We start from the raw sequence: 14,840 nt of genomic DNA, 5'->3' as shown, positions 1-14,840 counted from the left end.
TGTGGAGAAACTAGGCGGCATCTCTGCAGATGTATTTTACAAAGTTCCGACATTCATTGTAGAGTTTGCACATGATCACCGTGACGATTGCCCAACTGCGCGTGCTCGACGCCGTGGTTGCCGAAGGTTCGCTCCAGGCCGCCGCCGAGCGCCTCGGCCGCACGCACCCAACGATCCACACAGCGCTGGAATCGATGGAACGTATGATCGGCTTCAAGCTCTTCGACCGATCCGGCTATCGTCTCCAGCTGACCGCCGAAGGACATGCCTTCCTCGTCCGCGCCCGCCGGGTGCTCCATGGCATGGAGGATCTGGAGGCATTAGCACTTGGAATTGCCGCCGGGGAGGAAAGCGCCTTGCGGGTCGTCATCGGCGATCTTACCCCGCTGCCCGCGACCCTCGGCATACTCAAGGATTTTTTCGCGGACCACCCGCAGACCCATTTGCATATGAGCTTCGAGGCACTCTCAGCGCCATGGCAGATGCTGCTCGCAGACGAGGCGGATGTCATCCTGCATCACGTGCCGAACGGCGACATCCGTTTCGAAACCCTGCCATTGGGTCGGGTCAAGCTCATCCCGGTGGCGGCGCCCGGCTTCCTGCCCTTTCCCGCGCATGAGGCGCGTGTCGATCGGCTGCGGCCCTATCTCCAATGCGTGATCCGCGACAGCGCCGAAAAGCCTGATGGTCCGGATTACTACCTGATCGAAGGCGCCCGTTCGTGTTCGGTCAGCGACCAGACGATGAAACGCGAGGTCATAGTGCAGGGCCTCGGCTGGGGCCATATGCCTGATTATCTCGTCGCGGATGATCTCGCCCAAGGTCGGCTGCTCTCGCTTGAAAACGCGCGGATGCAAGGCGGCGCGGTCGACCTCGTTGTCGCCAGGAGGGTGGGCAAGGTGCATGGTCCAATTGCCAATAGACTTTGGGCTACGATCGCACAGAACTCCGTTTCAGTCTTTGCCTCGAAGCAAGCCCGCGGGGCTGACGCAGCTCCTTCATAAAGCCGAGAGCGTCGGAGATCAGGCATCGGAAGGGAGCGGTCGCCAACCGGTTGTCGCCGCCCATCGATCGGCGCGACGAATGACGCTCCAGAAAAAATCGTCCTTGCCATCGGTATAGGCCGCCCTGTCATGTCCATGACGCTCCGCCAAACTGCGCTTCAGCGCCACGTAAGGGGCATGCTCGTCAGCATGATTGCGCATGTAGTCCCGAAACAGCAACGCCCATTGCTCATGCCAGCTTCCCAGCCTCCTCACATGGATATGCGTACGCTCGTCACCGGGATTTTCCCGGAAATATCGTTTCGTGAGTTCGGGATTGGAAGGGCGCCAAACATATCCGCATTTCTCAAGCGGCACTGTCAGCGCATCTATCGGCTCGAAACTCGCGACGGATACCTGGATATCTATGATCGGCTTGGAGGCGAGGCCGGAAATGGAGGTCGAACCTATATGGTCGATACGTTTTGCAACGTGACCGAGTTCGGCGCGAATAGCTTCCGCTTTCCTGCTGAATGCTTGCGCCCATTCGGCGGACCAATCGCATATCAAGATACGATCACTCTCGGTCATGAGACTCTCCTTCACGTGTCAGTCCTGCGGCGGGGCTTCCTTGCTGTTGCACGGGTGTAGACACCCCCATCGTCAGGCGATCAATCTCCAGCCATAGGCGACCTCAATCAAGGTCGCCATGTCACGCCTGTCCTCCTTCTCGGCAACCACCTCTCCGCCCATATGCCGATAGAAGTCGCGTGCCGCCGCGTTCTCCTTCAAAACCCACAGGGCGACCGCGTCATGCCCGCGCGACCGGATTTCCGCTGTCATCGCGCCCATCAAGGCTCTGCCGAACCCTTTGCCCTGTTGTGATCGCAGCAGGTAGATCGCGCTGATTTCAGCCGCGAAACCCAGCTCCCGCAAGCGCGGATCACGCTGATGACCGCACGAACCGAAGCCGACGATCGAAGCCTGATCCTCGATCACATAAACCGCGGTTCCAGCCGCAGCCGATGGATCGCCGAGTATTCTCGCCCACATGGCAGACCGAGCCTCGGCAGACTGGCCGGCAAGCATGGCCTCGGGCAGCAATCCGGCATAAGTCTCATTCCACGCGGCGACGTGAACGGAACCGAGCTGGGCCGCATCCTCTATCGTTGCTCTGCGCAGCATCGCAAAAAATCTCCCTGCCTTCGCGTCCATGTTCGCGACCTAGCCGATCCGACAGCTTTTGCAACTGGTAAAACGCCGACCCGCAATGCGCTATCTCGATAAAAATAACTTGCAAATCACATAAGTACGCGCTTATCTGTTCTCATGATAGAGAACGAGATATTCCGGGCTCTGGCCGATCCGACCCGCCGCGCCATTTTCGAGAAGCTGGCCGCGGGCGGCATGAATGCCAGCGCCCTACGCGACGGCTTCGATATCAGCCAGCCCGCAATGTCGCAGCATCTTGCCGTTCTGCGCGGCGCCGGGCTGGTCAGGGAAGAGCGTCAGGGGCGTTTCGTGAATTACGAGGTCGATCCGGACGGGCTGACCCACATCGCCCAATGGCTGGCGAAATACCGAGCTTATTGGCCGGCTCGCATGGAAGCCCTCAAGGTCTTGTTGAAGGATATGGATCAATGAACGACCTGAAGTTCCCCAAGCAGGGAAAAGCCATCGAACTGGAATACGAGTTCAACGAGCCACCACAGAAGGTCTGGCGCGCGGTCAGCACGCCCGAACTCCGCGAAAGCTGGCTGCCGAAGGAGGCCCTCGCCAACCCTGAGGCAATTTCCGTAATTCAGGGCAAGGAGGTTCGCTACAGGCTGCGCGATGACGCGCCGCCCTTCCTCGAAAGCACCGTGACCTTCCGGCTCGCCCCGAACGCAACCGGCGGCACGAGCCTGCGGATCATCCACGAGCTTGACGACGCGCAGCTTCGCAAAACGTCGAAAGCCGCCGCCAACAACAACGGCTTCCCCGTCATGCGCGCTGCCTGACGCACCAAACCGGTCAACAATTTCAATAGTATTGGAGTTCGCCGATGCGCGAAACGATGCAACTCGTCCCTATGGTCGTAGAACAATCCAGCAGAGGGGAGCGGTCTTTCGACATCTATTCCCGTCTGCTGCGAGAAAGGATCATCTTCCTGAACGGCGAAGTGAACGATGACGTCTCGGCCCTCGTCTGCGCCCAATTGCTGTTTCTCGAGGCCGAGAACCCCAAAAGGCCGATCCATCTCTACATCAACTCGCCCGGTGGCGTCGTGACCAGTGGCCTCGCGATGTATGATACCATGCGGTACATCCGTGCGCCGGTGCATACGCTATGCATGGGAACCGCCCGTTCCATGGGTTCGTTCCTGCTGATGTCGGGCCATCCGGGCGAGCGCAGCGCGCTTCCGAATGCCAGCATTCACATTCACCAGCCATTGGGCGGCTTCCAGGGGCAGGCCTCGGACATCTTCATCCATGCCGAGGAAATGAGGCGCACGAAGCATCGCATGACGCGGCTTTACGCCGAGCATTGCGGTCGCTCGTATGAGGAATTCGAGCGCGCCATGGACCGCGACCACTTCATGACCGCAGAGGAAGCTCTGGAATGGGGATTGATCGACCGCATTCTGCACGTGCGCGAGGAAGACCAGCCTTTCGTTTCGGCGGATTGATTTGGGTCATGGGCTATGCCGGTCTTGTGGCGGCCCCCTGACCTATCGGCGGCATCAACCCGCCTCGTCGCGCAGGTCCGCAACCGAGGCCCCTCTCTTCACGACGTCATTGTCGATGATCGAGAGCGCCCGGTTCAAATGTCCTTCGAAGACAAGCGTCGGCTCGTCGACCACCACACGCAGTTCCGGCATGCCCTCCATGCGCACGACATGCGATTCCGCCAGACCTTCGGTTATCCCTTCGATCAGCAGGTCGTAATAACGCACGCCCGGACCGGTAATGACGATCGGCATCCGCTCATGCAAGCTCAAGACGCGCGAAAGGCCGTTTCCGAGCGCCAGGCCGGCTTGACGGAAGGCCAGCACATTGCGGCGTCCGCCATGCCGGGCGCTCGCCGCGATCTTGTCGAGCTCGGCGATCGGAACGAACTTCGCCGGGATCGTATCAAGCGGCACATCGAAAGCCGTGCGCAGCATGGCATAAAAACCGGCATAGGCCTCGATGCATCCCCGCGCGCCGCAGCGACACAGGCCTCCCCCAGGCACATGCATCATGTGCCCGAAATTCGGCGCCGATATCTGGTGGCCGCCTTCATGATCACGACGGACGATGCCGAGCCCGATGCTGTGGCCGAGCGACAGCGCAGCCAAGGCGCGGAAATCGCCGCCTTTACTGATTTCCTCCTGTCGCCCGAGCGCGGCAGCGACCAGCAGGGTTTCATTGCCAAGAATGACCTGCGCCGGCCATTCGTCGCGAAGCACGGCAGCAAAATCGATCTCATCCCGCCCAAAGATCGGCGACCAGCGCAGCACCGGCTCGGAAGCATCGACCAGCCCCTTGCTGCTGATCGAAATCATCAGCACCTTGTCGCGCGATAATTGCGAGCGGGTAACGATCCGGTTCAAAGCATCGCGCAATCCGGCTACGAAACGCTCAACGCCCGCGGCGTTCTGCTGCCTGTCCTCGGTAAAGCGGTCGATCAGCCGGCCGGCATAATCGACCAGCGAATATTGCACGGCATCGGACGAGATGACGACGACGATCAGATAGCCGCAATCGCGCCGCTGCGAAAACAGGACGCGTGGCCGCCCGCGGCCGCTGGCCGCCTGCTGCTCCGCCTTTTCGATGATCTGCGCGCGCTCCAGATCCGCCGTGATGACGGAAACGGTTGCGGAGGAAAGCTTGGTAAAATCAGAAAGTTCGGTATGGGCGAGCGGACCGTGGCGGCGCAGCGCCGACAAGACCAAAGCACTGTTCTTTTGACGGACCAATTCGGTGCTCGATTTGGCCAGCATCGGCAAACTCCCTGCTCATTCAACCCTCCCCTTCCGCAGCCCCTGATAGCTTTTTCGGATGACCGATGAAACCTGCCAGTGCGGGTGTTGACAGCTGAAAAAATCTCTGACACTAAATTTCTCGACTGTCGAGAAAAAAGTCCAAAGCATTTCTTGTCAGCATTTTCGCCGCGACCGACGGGAGTTCAGGATACGTGCGGTCGCATTCACTCGGGAGGATCACATGAAAGCTTTCATCAAGCTGGCTGCGGGCGCGGCCATCGTTTTGACCATGCAGACGGCTGCCTTCGCCAAGGATCTCGTCGTCGGCGTTTCCTGGTCGAACTTCCAGGAAGAGCGTTGGAAGACGGATGAAGCAGCCATCAAGAAGGCGCTCGCAGCAGCCGGCGCCAAGTACATTTCCGCCGACGCCCAGTCTTCCGCTTCCAAGCAGCTGACGGACGTCGAGTCGCTGATTTCGCAAGGCGCCAACGCGCTCATCATCCTGGCGCAGGATTCCGACGCCATCGGTCCGGCCGTTGAAAAGGCTGCCGACGAAGGCATTCCGGTTGTCGGCTACGACCGCCTGATCGAAAATCCGGCCGCCTTCTACATCACCTTCGACAACAAGGAAGTGGGCCGCATGCAGGCTCGCGAAGTCCTGAAGGCAAAGCCGGCGGGCAACTACGTCTTCATCAAGGGCTCGTCGTCCGACCCGAACGCCGACTTCCTCTTCTCCGGTCAGATGGAAGTGCTGAAGCCCGCCATCGACGCCGGCAAGATCAAGAACGTTGGCGAAGCCTATACGGATGGCTGGCTGCCGCAGAACGCGCAGCGCAACATGGAGCAGTTCCTGACCGCCAACAACAACAAGGTTGACGCGGTCGTCGCCTCCAACGACGGCACCGCCGGCGGCGCCGTTGCTGCTCTCGATGCGCAGGGTCTTGCAGGTTCCGTGCCGGTTTCCGGCCAGGACGCCGACAAGGCTGCCCTGAACCGCATCGCGCTCGGCACGCAGACCGTTTCGGTCTGGAAGGACTCGCGTGAACTCGGCAAGCGCGCCGCTGAAATCGCCCTTTCTCTTGCCGGCGGCAAGACCCAGGACCAGATCGACGGCGTCCAGACCTTCAACGGCGGCCCGAAGCACGTTGCCATGAAGTCCGTCTTCCTGACCCCGATCGCCATCACCAAGGACAACCTGAACGTCGTCATCGACGCCGGCTGGATCTCCAAGGCTGAAGCCTGCCAGGGCGTTAAGGCCGGCAGCGTTGCTGCCTGCAAATAAGCACCCGGCTTGACGGGTTGACCCGAAGATAATGCCGACGCCGCAAGGGGCTTCCCGTTGCGGCGTCGAATGCGGATGAGAGGCCCGCAACCAAACCCAGAATGGGAATGAAGGCCTCCCGCATGTGTTGCGTCATCGCATATCCGATCGGCCTGCCGGATGGCGGTCGTGGAACCGGGAGAAACCGGGTGGGCGAGCGATGACGTCTATTGTGACCAGCGCGGATACTGCCCAGCGATCAAGAAAGAGCATTCGCGGGCCTGCGCCCAACTAGTGGGAGAACGGCAAAGCGATGGCCGACATGACACATTCCACAACATCGAGCGGTCCGCGCAAGGCAGAGGAAGGTGCGTTTACACGCTTCCTGCGCGCCACCGAAATCGATACGCGCCTGCTTGGCATGATCGGCGCGCTGCTGATCATCTGGATCGGCTTCGACGTCTACACCGGCGGCCTCTTCCTGACCCCCAGAAACCTCTGGAACCTTTCCGTTCAGACCTGCGAGATCGCGGTGCTTGCAACCGGCATGGTGCTCGTCATCGTCACCCGCAACATCGACCTTTCCGTCGGCTCGCTGCTCGGTTTCGTCGCCATGATCATGGGCGTCATCCAGGCGAAATTCCTGCCGACCTATCTCGGTTTCGACAGCTCCTGGACCTGGGTCATCACCCTGATCTGCGGCCTCGTCATCGGCACACTGCTCGGCACCTTCCAGGGCGTTGTCATCGCTTTCCTGAATGTCCCCTCCTTCATCGTCACCCTTGGCGGGCTTCTCGCCTGGCGCGGCCTTGCCTGGTACGTCACCAGCGGTCAGACGGTCGCACCGCTCGACGCCACCTTCCGCATCATGGGCGGCGGCGCAGAAGGCTCGATCGGCGCGACATGGAGCTGGATACTCGGCGTGCTTGCCTGCGTCTTCATCGTCCTGGGCATCATCGGCGGACGCCATCAGCGCAAACGCTTCAACTTCCCGCGCCGGCCGCTCTGGGCCGAATATTTCCTCGCCATCCTCGGCTCGGCCCTCGTCCTCGGCACCATCTACGTCTTCAACATCTACTACTGGCCCGTCGGCATCGCGAAGAAATATGCGACCGAGCACAACATTCCCTGGCCGGAAACCGGGCTCGACATCCCCTACGGCATTGCCGTGCCCGTGCTCATCGCCGTCGGCATCGGCATCGTCATGACTTTCATCGCAACCCGCCTGCGCTTCGGCCGCTATGTCTTCGCGATCGGCGGCAACCCGGAAGCGGCCGAACTCGCCGGCATCAAGACCCGCTGGGTGACGGTGCGCATCTTCGCGCTTATGGGCTTGCTCGCAGCCGTCGCTGCGGCCATCTCCACGGCCCGCCTGAACGCCGCCGCCAACTCGCAGGGCACGACCTACGAACTCTTCACTATCGCTGCGGCCGTCATCGGCGGCACCTCGCTTGCCGGCGGCAGCGGCACGATCGCCGGCGCCATGCTCGGCGCCCTTGTCATGCAATCGCTGCAATCGGGCATGGGGCTCGCCAATGTCGACACGCCGATCCAGAACGTCGTCGTTGGCGTCGTGCTCGTCATCGCCGTCTGGCTCGACATCGTCTACCGCTCGCGCGCCAAGTAAAAGGAATTCTGAACCATGACGGATCAAACCACTCCGCTTGTGGAAATGAAGAACATTTCCATCTCCTTCGGCGGCATCCACGCGGTCGACAATGCCTCGGTGGACCTCTACCCCGGCGAAGTCGTCGCACTGCTCGGCCATAACGGCGCCGGCAAGTCGACGCTGATCAAGATCCTGTCGGGCGCCTACAAGCGCGACAGCGGCGATATTCTGATCAACGGCGAACCCGCCGATATCCGCAGCCCGCGCGACGCCAAGAAATACGGTATCGAGACGATCTACCAAACGCTCGCCGTCGCCGATAATGTCGACGCCGCCGCCAACCTCTATCTCGGCCGCGAGCTGCAGACCCGATGGGGTACGCTCGACGACGTCGCGATGGAGGCCAAGGCCCGCGAAGTGATGGGGCGCCTCAACCCCAACTTCAAGCGCTTCAAGGAGCCGGTGAAGGCGCTTTCCGGCGGCCAGCGCCAGTCGGTCGCGATCGCTCGCGCCATCCTCTTCGATGCCCGCATCCTGATCATGGACGAGCCGACAGCGGCACTCGGGCCCCAGGAAACGGCGCAGGTCGGCGAGCTGATCAAGCAGCTGAAGAAGGAAGGCATCGGCATCTTCCTCATCAGCCACGACATCCACGACGTCTTCGACCTCGCCGACCGCGTCTCGGTCATGAAGAACGGCCAGGTCGTCGGCCATGCCCGTACCGAAGACGTCACCAAGGACGAAGTGCTGGGCATGATCATCCTCGGCAAGGTCCCGCCAAAGGCCATCCCCGGCCCCGGCGCGATGAAAGAATAGGCTAACCAGGCCACCGACAACGAGGCCGCGCGCCAAAAGCCCGCGGCCTATCCCACCAAAACGTCCGATCCCGCGCTTTCTTGAATTTTCCGCATTGAAGCCAAGCGCTTCCTAGGCTAAGAACCAGCCATCGGACAGGCGATTCAGGTCGTCACGGCATGCACCCGTAGCTCAGCTGGATAGAGTGTTGGATTCCGATTCCAAAGGTCACAGGTTCGAATCCTGTCGGGTGCGTTTCCCAACTTACTGATTTTATTGATTTATCAGTCTTTGCTTGTCCTCACGCACACAGGAAAATAAGCTAGCTCAGTCCTAGCTCAGTAGCACATACCCTTCGGAATTTCTCAATGATTTCAACGTAGCGTTATGGGGCTCGGATGCGGAGCCAGCGCAGTTTCAGCGCAGCGCTCCGACCGAAGTAACTCCGTTGGAGCCCAAGTTATGTTGCAGCGTACCCCCGAATCGACAAACGCCCCTTTCACGCTTTTTCAACGTGAAGGCACCCGAAACTGGTCCATGCGCTATTCGCTTGGCGGTAGACAGATCAAGAAATCACTCAAGACCGCCAACTACGATACCGCGCTGCAGCGGGCTAACGAAATTTATCACGAACAGAAGTACCGACATAAACAGGGCCTGTCGCTGATCCAGCATCCCTTCTGTGAAGTCGCCGAGGAGTTTATCGAAAAGGTCTGCGCCGAAGCCGAGCGTGACGAACGCAGCCATTATCACCCCACATTCTGGCCTCCGATCATCCGGCGCTTTCCTATTGCTTACTTCGAGGACAAGGCCATCGACCTCATCACCACCGCCGATGTCGAACGCTATCTTGAATGGCGCAAGACTTATTGGACAACCGGGCCGGGATCGAAGATCGAGAAAATCCGCTGCAAGCGGGAAGATGGCCGCGTCTTCTCCCGCGCTGCCCCGCGGAAAGTTGCTGCACTGACGACCATGAAAGGCGAAATGGTCATCATCCGCGAGCTTTTCCGGCAGGCGTCAAGATGGGGCTATTGCAAGCCACTGGAGTTGCCAACCGTTGGAGCGAGAAAAAAGCCCGACAATCGCCGTCCCGGCTTCAAACCAGAGGAATACGAAAAGCTGGTTGCCAAGAGCATTGAGCGTATCAATGAACACCATACAAAGCTAAAAGTCATCAAGGCCAAGGATGGCCGTGTCTGGACACAAAGGGCCGTGACAGAGGGCATACGCGCCGACCGTATTCGGCTGCACGCCTATATTGAGTTAATGGCCAATTCCGGCCTGCGTCCCACGGAGGCAAAGAACCTGACCTGGGCCGACATCTCGCTTTTTCGGGAAACACGGCACCTACCACTTTACCAACAAGATGCCCGCTTGGCGGTTCACGGCAAGAGCAAACATGGCAACGCCGTACCGCTTTACGGAGCGCTATCGGCGCTAGGCATGCTTTGGGACCTGTTTGTCTACGATATGGGACGCGAGCCTCAAGACGGCGATCCGGTCTTTGCGGACGAGAAAGGCAATCGCATCCTATCATTCAAGAAAAGCCTGAATGCGCTTCTGATCGCGGCTGGCTTGGAAAGGGACAATCGCGGCGTTCGTCGCACCTCTTATTCGTTCCGGCACTTCTACATCTCGCAGATGCTCGCCAACAACGTCTCTGTCCACCACGTTGCACGCAATACCCGTACATCGCTTGCGATGATCGACAAGCACTATGCGCAGGTTAATACCGAGCAGATCAAGGATTTCCTCCGGCCCGGACAGGAGAACTATGCTAACGAGCCTGTCCTGCTGGATGACGAGACCTACGATGAAATCAAGCTTCTCGAAAAACGGATCGAAGAATTGAAGCGTGGCAGCAAGGACGGATCCACGGAGCAACAAATCGTAAAGCGATATCAAGGGATGTGAGCTGGATGGGCCGAACTTGAGGCTGATCGCTTGAGGCCCTTCCGATTACTCAGGCCGGAAAGTTCGTTCAAACGAACTTTCTTGCATGGAACATGTACTGCTGTTCATGCCGCAAATGCCCGGAACTGCCCGCTGATCCGGCCTTCTTGGACGTTGTACGCGACCGCACCATTCGCGACGATAACAGTTACCGAGCAAGTGCCACCGTCGAAGCTGATCTCAGCGACAAGTTCCCGAATCGCGGCATGAGCTTCCGAGCGAAGAGCATAGCAGGTGGCAGCATCCTCAGCGGCTTCCCATGCTGTACGCAAAGTTTTAACACGGTCGCCGGTCAATTCGGGATCGTTATTTCTCGCTGACAATCGTTGGCGCTCATTTTGATGGTGCCGTAGTTCAGCTTCAACGGCATGCCTTTCGACCTGTCTTGCCTTGAGCAAATCGAGAATAGTTTCCAGCGGCTGGCTATCAACCTCAACAGCCAGCGCCAATCGTTGCTCCTTGCGGCGAAGCTCGTCCAGTCGGATCGTTATCCCGGCAATTGTCTCGTTGATGTCGCTGATCGCGCGATCGATACGGGTCGTTTGCAGCGCATCCGCAAGGTTGAGTTCCTTCAAGTGATCGAGAATAGTCATTTCGAACGGCTCGTAGCGGAAATGCCTATTGCCTTCGGTACAGCGATGCCCGCGCACATAGTTTGCGCATACGAGATAGCGGCCGTTTTCGTTCCCTTTGACCCGGCTCATCTTCATCGTCATCGGCCCGCCACAATGGGCGCAGTAGCACAAGCCAGTGAACAGATTGGCAAACGTGTTGCCTTTACGGCCTGGTCTGCCGGGATTGCCTCGCATGGCCTGCACCCGCAAGAACAGGTCTTTATCGATGGCGGCGGGGAAATAATTCTCTATGGGATCGCCATCCGGCACACGCCTGCCGTCCTGCATGCGATGCGGCTGGAATGTGCCGATGACATCGTGACGACCAAGAAGGGCCTTGATGATGCTCTGATACCATCCGTCCTTGCTCTTGAATGCCGGAGTGCCGTCTGAATTCAGCTTGCGTGCGATCACCGTTGCGCCGAGCCCGCGTAGTGCCATCTCGTAGATCGTCCTCACTGTTTCCACGTGATGGTTAAGCGTAAACTCGTATCGATTCGCATCGATCCTTCGGGCGTCGATCCATGCGGGTGTCAGTCCGGTGATATGCCCTTTGCCTTCCCGGGCCTGCTCGCGTTTACGCTTGACAACTGCACGGATACGTTCGCTCTTCGTCTGGCTTTCCTCATGACCGCGCGACATGACCGCAAGCCCGATAATCAGTTTAGTCCAGTCACCGTTGAGCCTATCACGGCTGTAAATCTGCCGGTCCTCTCCCAACGTCGCAATGGTAATTCCCGCATTGATGATCGCCATGAACAGGGTCAACGCATCCGGCACGGCCTCACGTGAAAGGCGGTCGAGGCTTTCGATCAGCAAGTAGCTGCCCTTGGGGATTTCTCCGCTCTCGACCATGGCAAGGAACCGACCGAGCGCGCCGGTCTTGAAGTTCTTGCCCTTCCACGCGCTGATACCCAAGTCCTGTAAGCTGTCATCCAGAAGCAGAGAGTGTTCGTCCGCAAAGGCTTTCGACCGCTCAAGCTGCCTACGCAAGCTGTCGCCGCGAAGTTGTTTACGGGAGCTCATTCGCACGTAGGAATAGGCTCGCACCAGATCCGATGAATAATGATTGCCTGGGAAATCGTCCTGCATGACCGCCTCCTTTGCGTCGGACTGCTAACACCAGAGGCGGTGAAGTTCGAGCGCGAGGGTAGCGGAGTGTAAACAGCTAAGCCGGCGTAAAGCTGCGGCTTACGGGAATGGGTTGATAAGACGCAGCGCAAATCACCGCTGGCTGCATTGAAATTACCGTGGTCCGGTCGGTTAACAAGAGATAAATTTCTCCCGAGTGTAAAACATTTGCCGGTACGCAAATCCGGCTGACGGAAGCAGAAACGCCTGACAGCAGGCCGGGCCTACAGATATGAGCAAAGGACGCCCCGAAATGGAAAATCTGGCACGCCAATTTTATCGGGATCAAAAAAAGGTGCTGGATCTCATAAGGAAGCCTAGTTCCCGTTCAGGATTTGATCCCGCAATTCATCGACTGTTTGGCAACGATCCCAAGCAGGGGAAGATGGTCAGGATTGGCAATCGCGATTACAGATATTCAAGCCTTGCGAAAAACCTCGTGAGCTTTCTGCCAGCGCGATGGCACGAGGAATTGGACAAGACGAAAGGCACATGGTCCGGCTGCGCGAATTGGTGGTCGGGCTATCCGTTTATTGCCTGGGTGGAGATACGAGTTGGCGATGATGGAACCACAGGATACCTTAAACTCGATGCGGAAGTCGGCCCTATTTCAGGTCATAGAATCCGCAAGGGGATTATAGACGCGATCAAGGTGGCCGCGTCTGCGAAAGGCTTAGAACGAATTCAATTCCCGGCTGGCGCCTCGGATAAGGGGCGGCTCTATTCGCGTTTTCTGCGCAAGAATTCCATCGCTGTGAACGACATTGACGACACAGGCGAAATTGAGACGAAATTCGTACAGCTTATCGCTGACTTCGGGCCGGAGTTCGAATTGGTTGCGAGCGTTATACCGGAGTTTTTGCGCTTGGGCGAGCTACGATAGCCCTGTGAAGAAAACCACGCGGAACAGCTTGAGAATGGCGAGAACTGGGAGAGAGTTGTTGATCAACATTAATAGATGGTTTCAACGCGGTTAACACTTTGTTAACCAATTCCAGTGCAAAAGCGTTAACGAAATTGCTCGGCTTGATTGTAAAATCGAGTCTTCGCCGAGTAGCCCCAACGTAGCGAGTTCGCTCGTATTTTGGGGTGACGGTCTCGCCATTATGGCGAGCACCCCAGTGGTTAACCGTTAAAAGTGTTCCCACCCTAGCCTTTTCTGCCGGACCGATCATGACGTCCGGCGGTTAACCTATATTCATGGGGCTTTTAACATGACCAGTATTTTGACCAACACCGCGGCGATGGCCGCCCTGCAAACCCTTCGCACCGTAAACTCAGGCCTTGAGCAAACACAGCAACAGGTCAGCTCAGGTTTAAGAATTGGGAAGGCCGCTGATAATGCTGCCTATTGGTCCATCGCAACCACCATGCGCTCGGATAGATCGGCGGTTTCCGCCGTCTCCGATGCCATAGGTCTTGGACAAGCAAAGGCCGATACTGCCTATAGCGGCCTCAATGCCGTCAGCGATATTCTCTCTCAATTCAAGGAGAAGCTTGTCGCCGCAACCGAAACCAGCGTGGACAAAGACAAAATCCAGCAGGAATTGGATCAATATAAGCAACAGATTCTCGGGATCGCGCAGTCCAGCTCCTTCAACGGCCAGAATTGGCTATCCACAGATGTTGACGACATCTACGACGTCAGCGCCAATAGCGACACGGTCGCGTCTTCATTCGTCAGAAGCGCCAACGGCACGGTTTCCGTGAATTCGGCCAATATGCATTTGTCGGAGACGTCGCTGTTCAACAGCACGGGCGGCGGCATCTTGCAAAAGGACGGCCGCGATGCGGGATCGATCGGTGGCCTACGCTATTTGACCAGTTGGCAGAATGGCTCCGAGATCGAAACGGGCTGGAATCCCTATAACGAAAGGCAAGGGACTAAGGCGAGCTTCGACTTCACCTTTTCAGGGCCCTTGACCTTCAATGACCCATCAAAGCAGATCAGCTTCGACGTGACGGTAGACGCAGATAACCCGGCTGACGGCATTGACCCGCCCTATGCGGCCGGAAAGACCACAGCCGTTACAATCGACAGGTCGACAATCGATGCAGTGAACGCCTCGTGGAATGGGGTGATCTCTACCTATACACAATATCAGCAAGTATTGAATTATGCACTTTCGCAGGCCAACACCGGGGCCGCTGCCACCACGTATGTTGACCTGAACAATCAGCCGATCATCAATCGGGTCGGCATCTATACACAGCAGGATCGGTCAACCGGGCTGACTGGATCTTATGTTGAAGTCAGCAACTTCGCCAGTAACGTTGGCACCGGCGGGCTTGGGAATGCGTCGGACTACGGTTCACGCGGATCGGCGTTGACGCTGAATTTTACACCGTTCCAGGATTACAAGGATGGTGACGATCCGGACGGCATCACAATCAGCTTCAATTTTTCGATCAATGGCGCAGCCCCGAAAACTTACTCCTTCAACCGTACTTGTCCGTCGTCGAATGATTTGAGACTTTTTGGGCTCTGGAAGAATGGAGTTTCCGGCTCAGTTTGCGGGTTGATTTAAGCCGCTTTGGCCTGGTG

14 protein-coding genes and 1 tRNA gene are annotated in these 14,840 nt (G+C 58.1%); 11 read left to right on the top strand and 4 right to left on the bottom strand.

Annotation, left to right across the window (positions count from 1 at the left end; translation table 11 throughout):
* Window positions 1-71 precede the first annotated feature (71 nt).
* Window positions 72-1,004, top strand: a complete 933-nt coding sequence (locus tag BJ928_RS18140; protein ID WP_047632388.1) for a LysR family transcriptional regulator — start codon at window positions 72-74, stop codon at window positions 1,002-1,004.
* Window positions 1,005-1,022: 18 nt separating this feature from the next.
* On the opposite strand, the gene BJ928_RS18135 is transcribed toward BJ928_RS18140, so the two are convergent.
* Together BJ928_RS18135 and BJ928_RS18130 are read right to left on the bottom strand one after the other, a co-directional pair.
* A complete protein-coding gene (locus BJ928_RS18135) occupies window positions 1,023-1,574 on the bottom strand; it encodes a GrpB family protein (RefSeq protein WP_047632313.1) in 552 nt (183 codons plus the stop codon).
* Between the two features lie 72 nt (window positions 1,575-1,646).
* Window positions 1,647-2,168, bottom strand: a complete 522-nt coding sequence (locus BJ928_RS18130) for a GNAT family N-acetyltransferase (RefSeq protein ID WP_245432419.1) — start codon at window positions 2,166-2,168, stop codon at window positions 1,647-1,649.
* Window positions 2,169-2,312: 144 nt separating this feature from the next.
* Here BJ928_RS18130 and BJ928_RS18125 point away from each other — a divergent pair, with 144 nt between their 5' ends.
* Genes BJ928_RS18125 through BJ928_RS18115 form a run of 3 tightly spaced genes read left to right on the top strand, consistent with a single transcriptional unit; the run spans window position 2,313 to window position 3,651 of the window.
* Window positions 2,313-2,627, top strand: a complete 315-nt coding sequence (locus BJ928_RS18125) for a metalloregulator ArsR/SmtB family transcription factor (RefSeq protein WP_047632316.1) — start codon at window positions 2,313-2,315, stop codon at window positions 2,625-2,627.
* On the top strand, window positions 2,624-2,983 hold the full coding sequence (locus BJ928_RS18120; RefSeq protein ID WP_047632317.1) for an SRPBCC domain-containing protein: 360 nt from the start codon (window positions 2,624-2,626) through the stop codon (window positions 2,981-2,983). The genes BJ928_RS18125 and BJ928_RS18120 overlap by 4 nt, the downstream gene beginning before the upstream one ends.
* A 44-nt stretch (window positions 2,984-3,027) precedes the next feature.
* A complete protein-coding gene (locus tag BJ928_RS18115; RefSeq protein ID WP_047632318.1) occupies window positions 3,028-3,651 on the top strand; it encodes an ATP-dependent Clp protease proteolytic subunit in 624 nt (207 codons plus the stop codon).
* A gap of 54 nt (window positions 3,652-3,705) precedes the next feature.
* On the opposite strand, the gene BJ928_RS18110 is transcribed toward BJ928_RS18115, so the two are convergent.
* Window positions 3,706-4,947, bottom strand: coding sequence for an ROK family transcriptional regulator (locus tag BJ928_RS18110; RefSeq protein ID WP_047632319.1), 1,242 nt, complete (start codon window positions 4,945-4,947; stop codon window positions 3,706-3,708).
* Window positions 4,948-5,170: 223 nt separating this feature from the next.
* On the opposite strand from BJ928_RS18110, the gene xylF reads away from it, so the two are divergent.
* The 5 genes from xylF to BJ928_RS18085 all read left to right on the top strand — a co-directional run bounded on the left by xylF (window position 5,171) and on the right by BJ928_RS18085 (window position 10,511).
* Complete coding sequence (gene xylF, locus BJ928_RS18105; RefSeq protein WP_047632320.1) at window positions 5,171-6,211, top strand: D-xylose ABC transporter substrate-binding protein; 1,041 nt, start codon at window positions 5,171-5,173, stop codon at window positions 6,209-6,211.
* Between the two features lie 292 nt (window positions 6,212-6,503).
* Window positions 6,504-7,817, top strand: coding sequence for a sugar ABC transporter permease (locus tag BJ928_RS18100; RefSeq protein WP_047632321.1), 1,314 nt, complete (start codon window positions 6,504-6,506; stop codon window positions 7,815-7,817).
* A 15-nt stretch (window positions 7,818-7,832) separates the two neighbouring features.
* Entirely contained in the window at window positions 7,833-8,615 is a 783-nt protein-coding gene (locus tag BJ928_RS18095) for an ATP-binding cassette domain-containing protein (protein ID WP_047632323.1), read from the top strand.
* 160 nt (window positions 8,616-8,775) lie between these two features.
* Window positions 8,776-8,849 (top strand) — tRNA-Arg (locus BJ928_RS18090).
* 207 nt (window positions 8,850-9,056) lie between these two features.
* Window positions 9,057-10,511 (top strand): site-specific integrase, encoded by a 1,455-nt coding sequence (locus BJ928_RS18085; protein ID WP_183079426.1) that lies wholly within the window; start codon window positions 9,057-9,059, stop codon window positions 10,509-10,511.
* 104 nt (window positions 10,512-10,615) lie between these two features.
* On the opposite strand, the gene BJ928_RS18080 is transcribed toward BJ928_RS18085, so the two are convergent.
* On the bottom strand, window positions 10,616-12,256 hold the full coding sequence (locus BJ928_RS18080) for a recombinase family protein (protein WP_052227739.1): 1,641 nt from the start codon (window positions 12,254-12,256) through the stop codon (window positions 10,616-10,618).
* Between the two features lie 292 nt (window positions 12,257-12,548).
* Here BJ928_RS18080 and BJ928_RS18075 point away from each other — a divergent pair, with 292 nt between their 5' ends.
* Both BJ928_RS18075 and BJ928_RS18070 read left to right on the top strand, forming a co-directional pair.
* The gene (locus BJ928_RS18075; protein ID WP_147413919.1) at window positions 12,549-13,178 is read left to right on the top strand and encodes a hypothetical protein; all 630 of its coding nucleotides are present in this window, start codon (window positions 12,549-12,551) and stop codon (window positions 13,176-13,178) included.
* A gap of 331 nt (window positions 13,179-13,509) precedes the next feature.
* Window positions 13,510-14,823, top strand: a complete 1,314-nt coding sequence (locus tag BJ928_RS18070; RefSeq protein WP_082011887.1) for a hypothetical protein — start codon at window positions 13,510-13,512, stop codon at window positions 14,821-14,823.
* The last annotated feature ends 17 nt before the right edge of the window (window positions 14,824-14,840 follow it).

The organism is Rhizobium sp. WW_1, from assembly GCF_003610155.1.
Classification (GTDB): domain Bacteria; phylum Pseudomonadota; class Alphaproteobacteria; order Rhizobiales; family Rhizobiaceae; genus Rhizobium; species Rhizobium tropici_A.
This window is presented reverse-complemented; position numbering and strand designations above follow the sequence as displayed.

Excerpts from the sequence above, each read along its gene's own strand:
- BJ928_RS18140 (WP_047632388.1), top strand. The coding sequence starts at position 72 with ATGATCACCGTGACGATTGCCCAACTGCGCGTGCTCGACGCCGTGGTT.
- BJ928_RS18135 (WP_047632313.1), bottom strand. The coding sequence starts at position 1,574 with ATGACCGAGAGTGATCGTATCTTGATATGCGATTGGTCCGCCGAATGG.
- BJ928_RS18130 (WP_245432419.1), bottom strand. The coding sequence starts at position 2,168 with ATGCTGCGCAGAGCAACGATAGAGGATGCGGCCCAGCTCGGTTCCGTT.
- BJ928_RS18125 (WP_047632316.1), top strand. The coding sequence starts at position 2,313 with ATGATAGAGAACGAGATATTCCGGGCTCTGGCCGATCCGACCCGCCGC.
- BJ928_RS18120 (WP_047632317.1), top strand. The coding sequence starts at position 2,624 with ATGAACGACCTGAAGTTCCCCAAGCAGGGAAAAGCCATCGAACTGGAA.
- BJ928_RS18115 (WP_047632318.1), top strand. The coding sequence starts at position 3,028 with ATGCGCGAAACGATGCAACTCGTCCCTATGGTCGTAGAACAATCCAGC.
- BJ928_RS18110 (WP_047632319.1), bottom strand. The coding sequence starts at position 4,947 with ATGCTGGCCAAATCGAGCACCGAATTGGTCCGTCAAAAGAACAGTGCT.
- xylF (WP_047632320.1), top strand. The coding sequence starts at position 5,171 with ATGAAAGCTTTCATCAAGCTGGCTGCGGGCGCGGCCATCGTTTTGACC.
- BJ928_RS18100 (WP_047632321.1), top strand. The coding sequence starts at position 6,504 with ATGGCCGACATGACACATTCCACAACATCGAGCGGTCCGCGCAAGGCA.
- BJ928_RS18095 (WP_047632323.1), top strand. The coding sequence starts at position 7,833 with ATGACGGATCAAACCACTCCGCTTGTGGAAATGAAGAACATTTCCATC.
- BJ928_RS18085 (WP_183079426.1), top strand. The coding sequence starts at position 9,057 with ATGTTGCAGCGTACCCCCGAATCGACAAACGCCCCTTTCACGCTTTTT.
- BJ928_RS18080 (WP_052227739.1), bottom strand. The coding sequence starts at position 12,256 with ATGCAGGACGATTTCCCAGGCAATCATTATTCATCGGATCTGGTGCGA.
- BJ928_RS18075 (WP_147413919.1), top strand. The coding sequence starts at position 12,549 with ATGGAAAATCTGGCACGCCAATTTTATCGGGATCAAAAAAAGGTGCTG.
- BJ928_RS18070 (WP_082011887.1), top strand. The coding sequence starts at position 13,510 with ATGACCAGTATTTTGACCAACACCGCGGCGATGGCCGCCCTGCAAACC.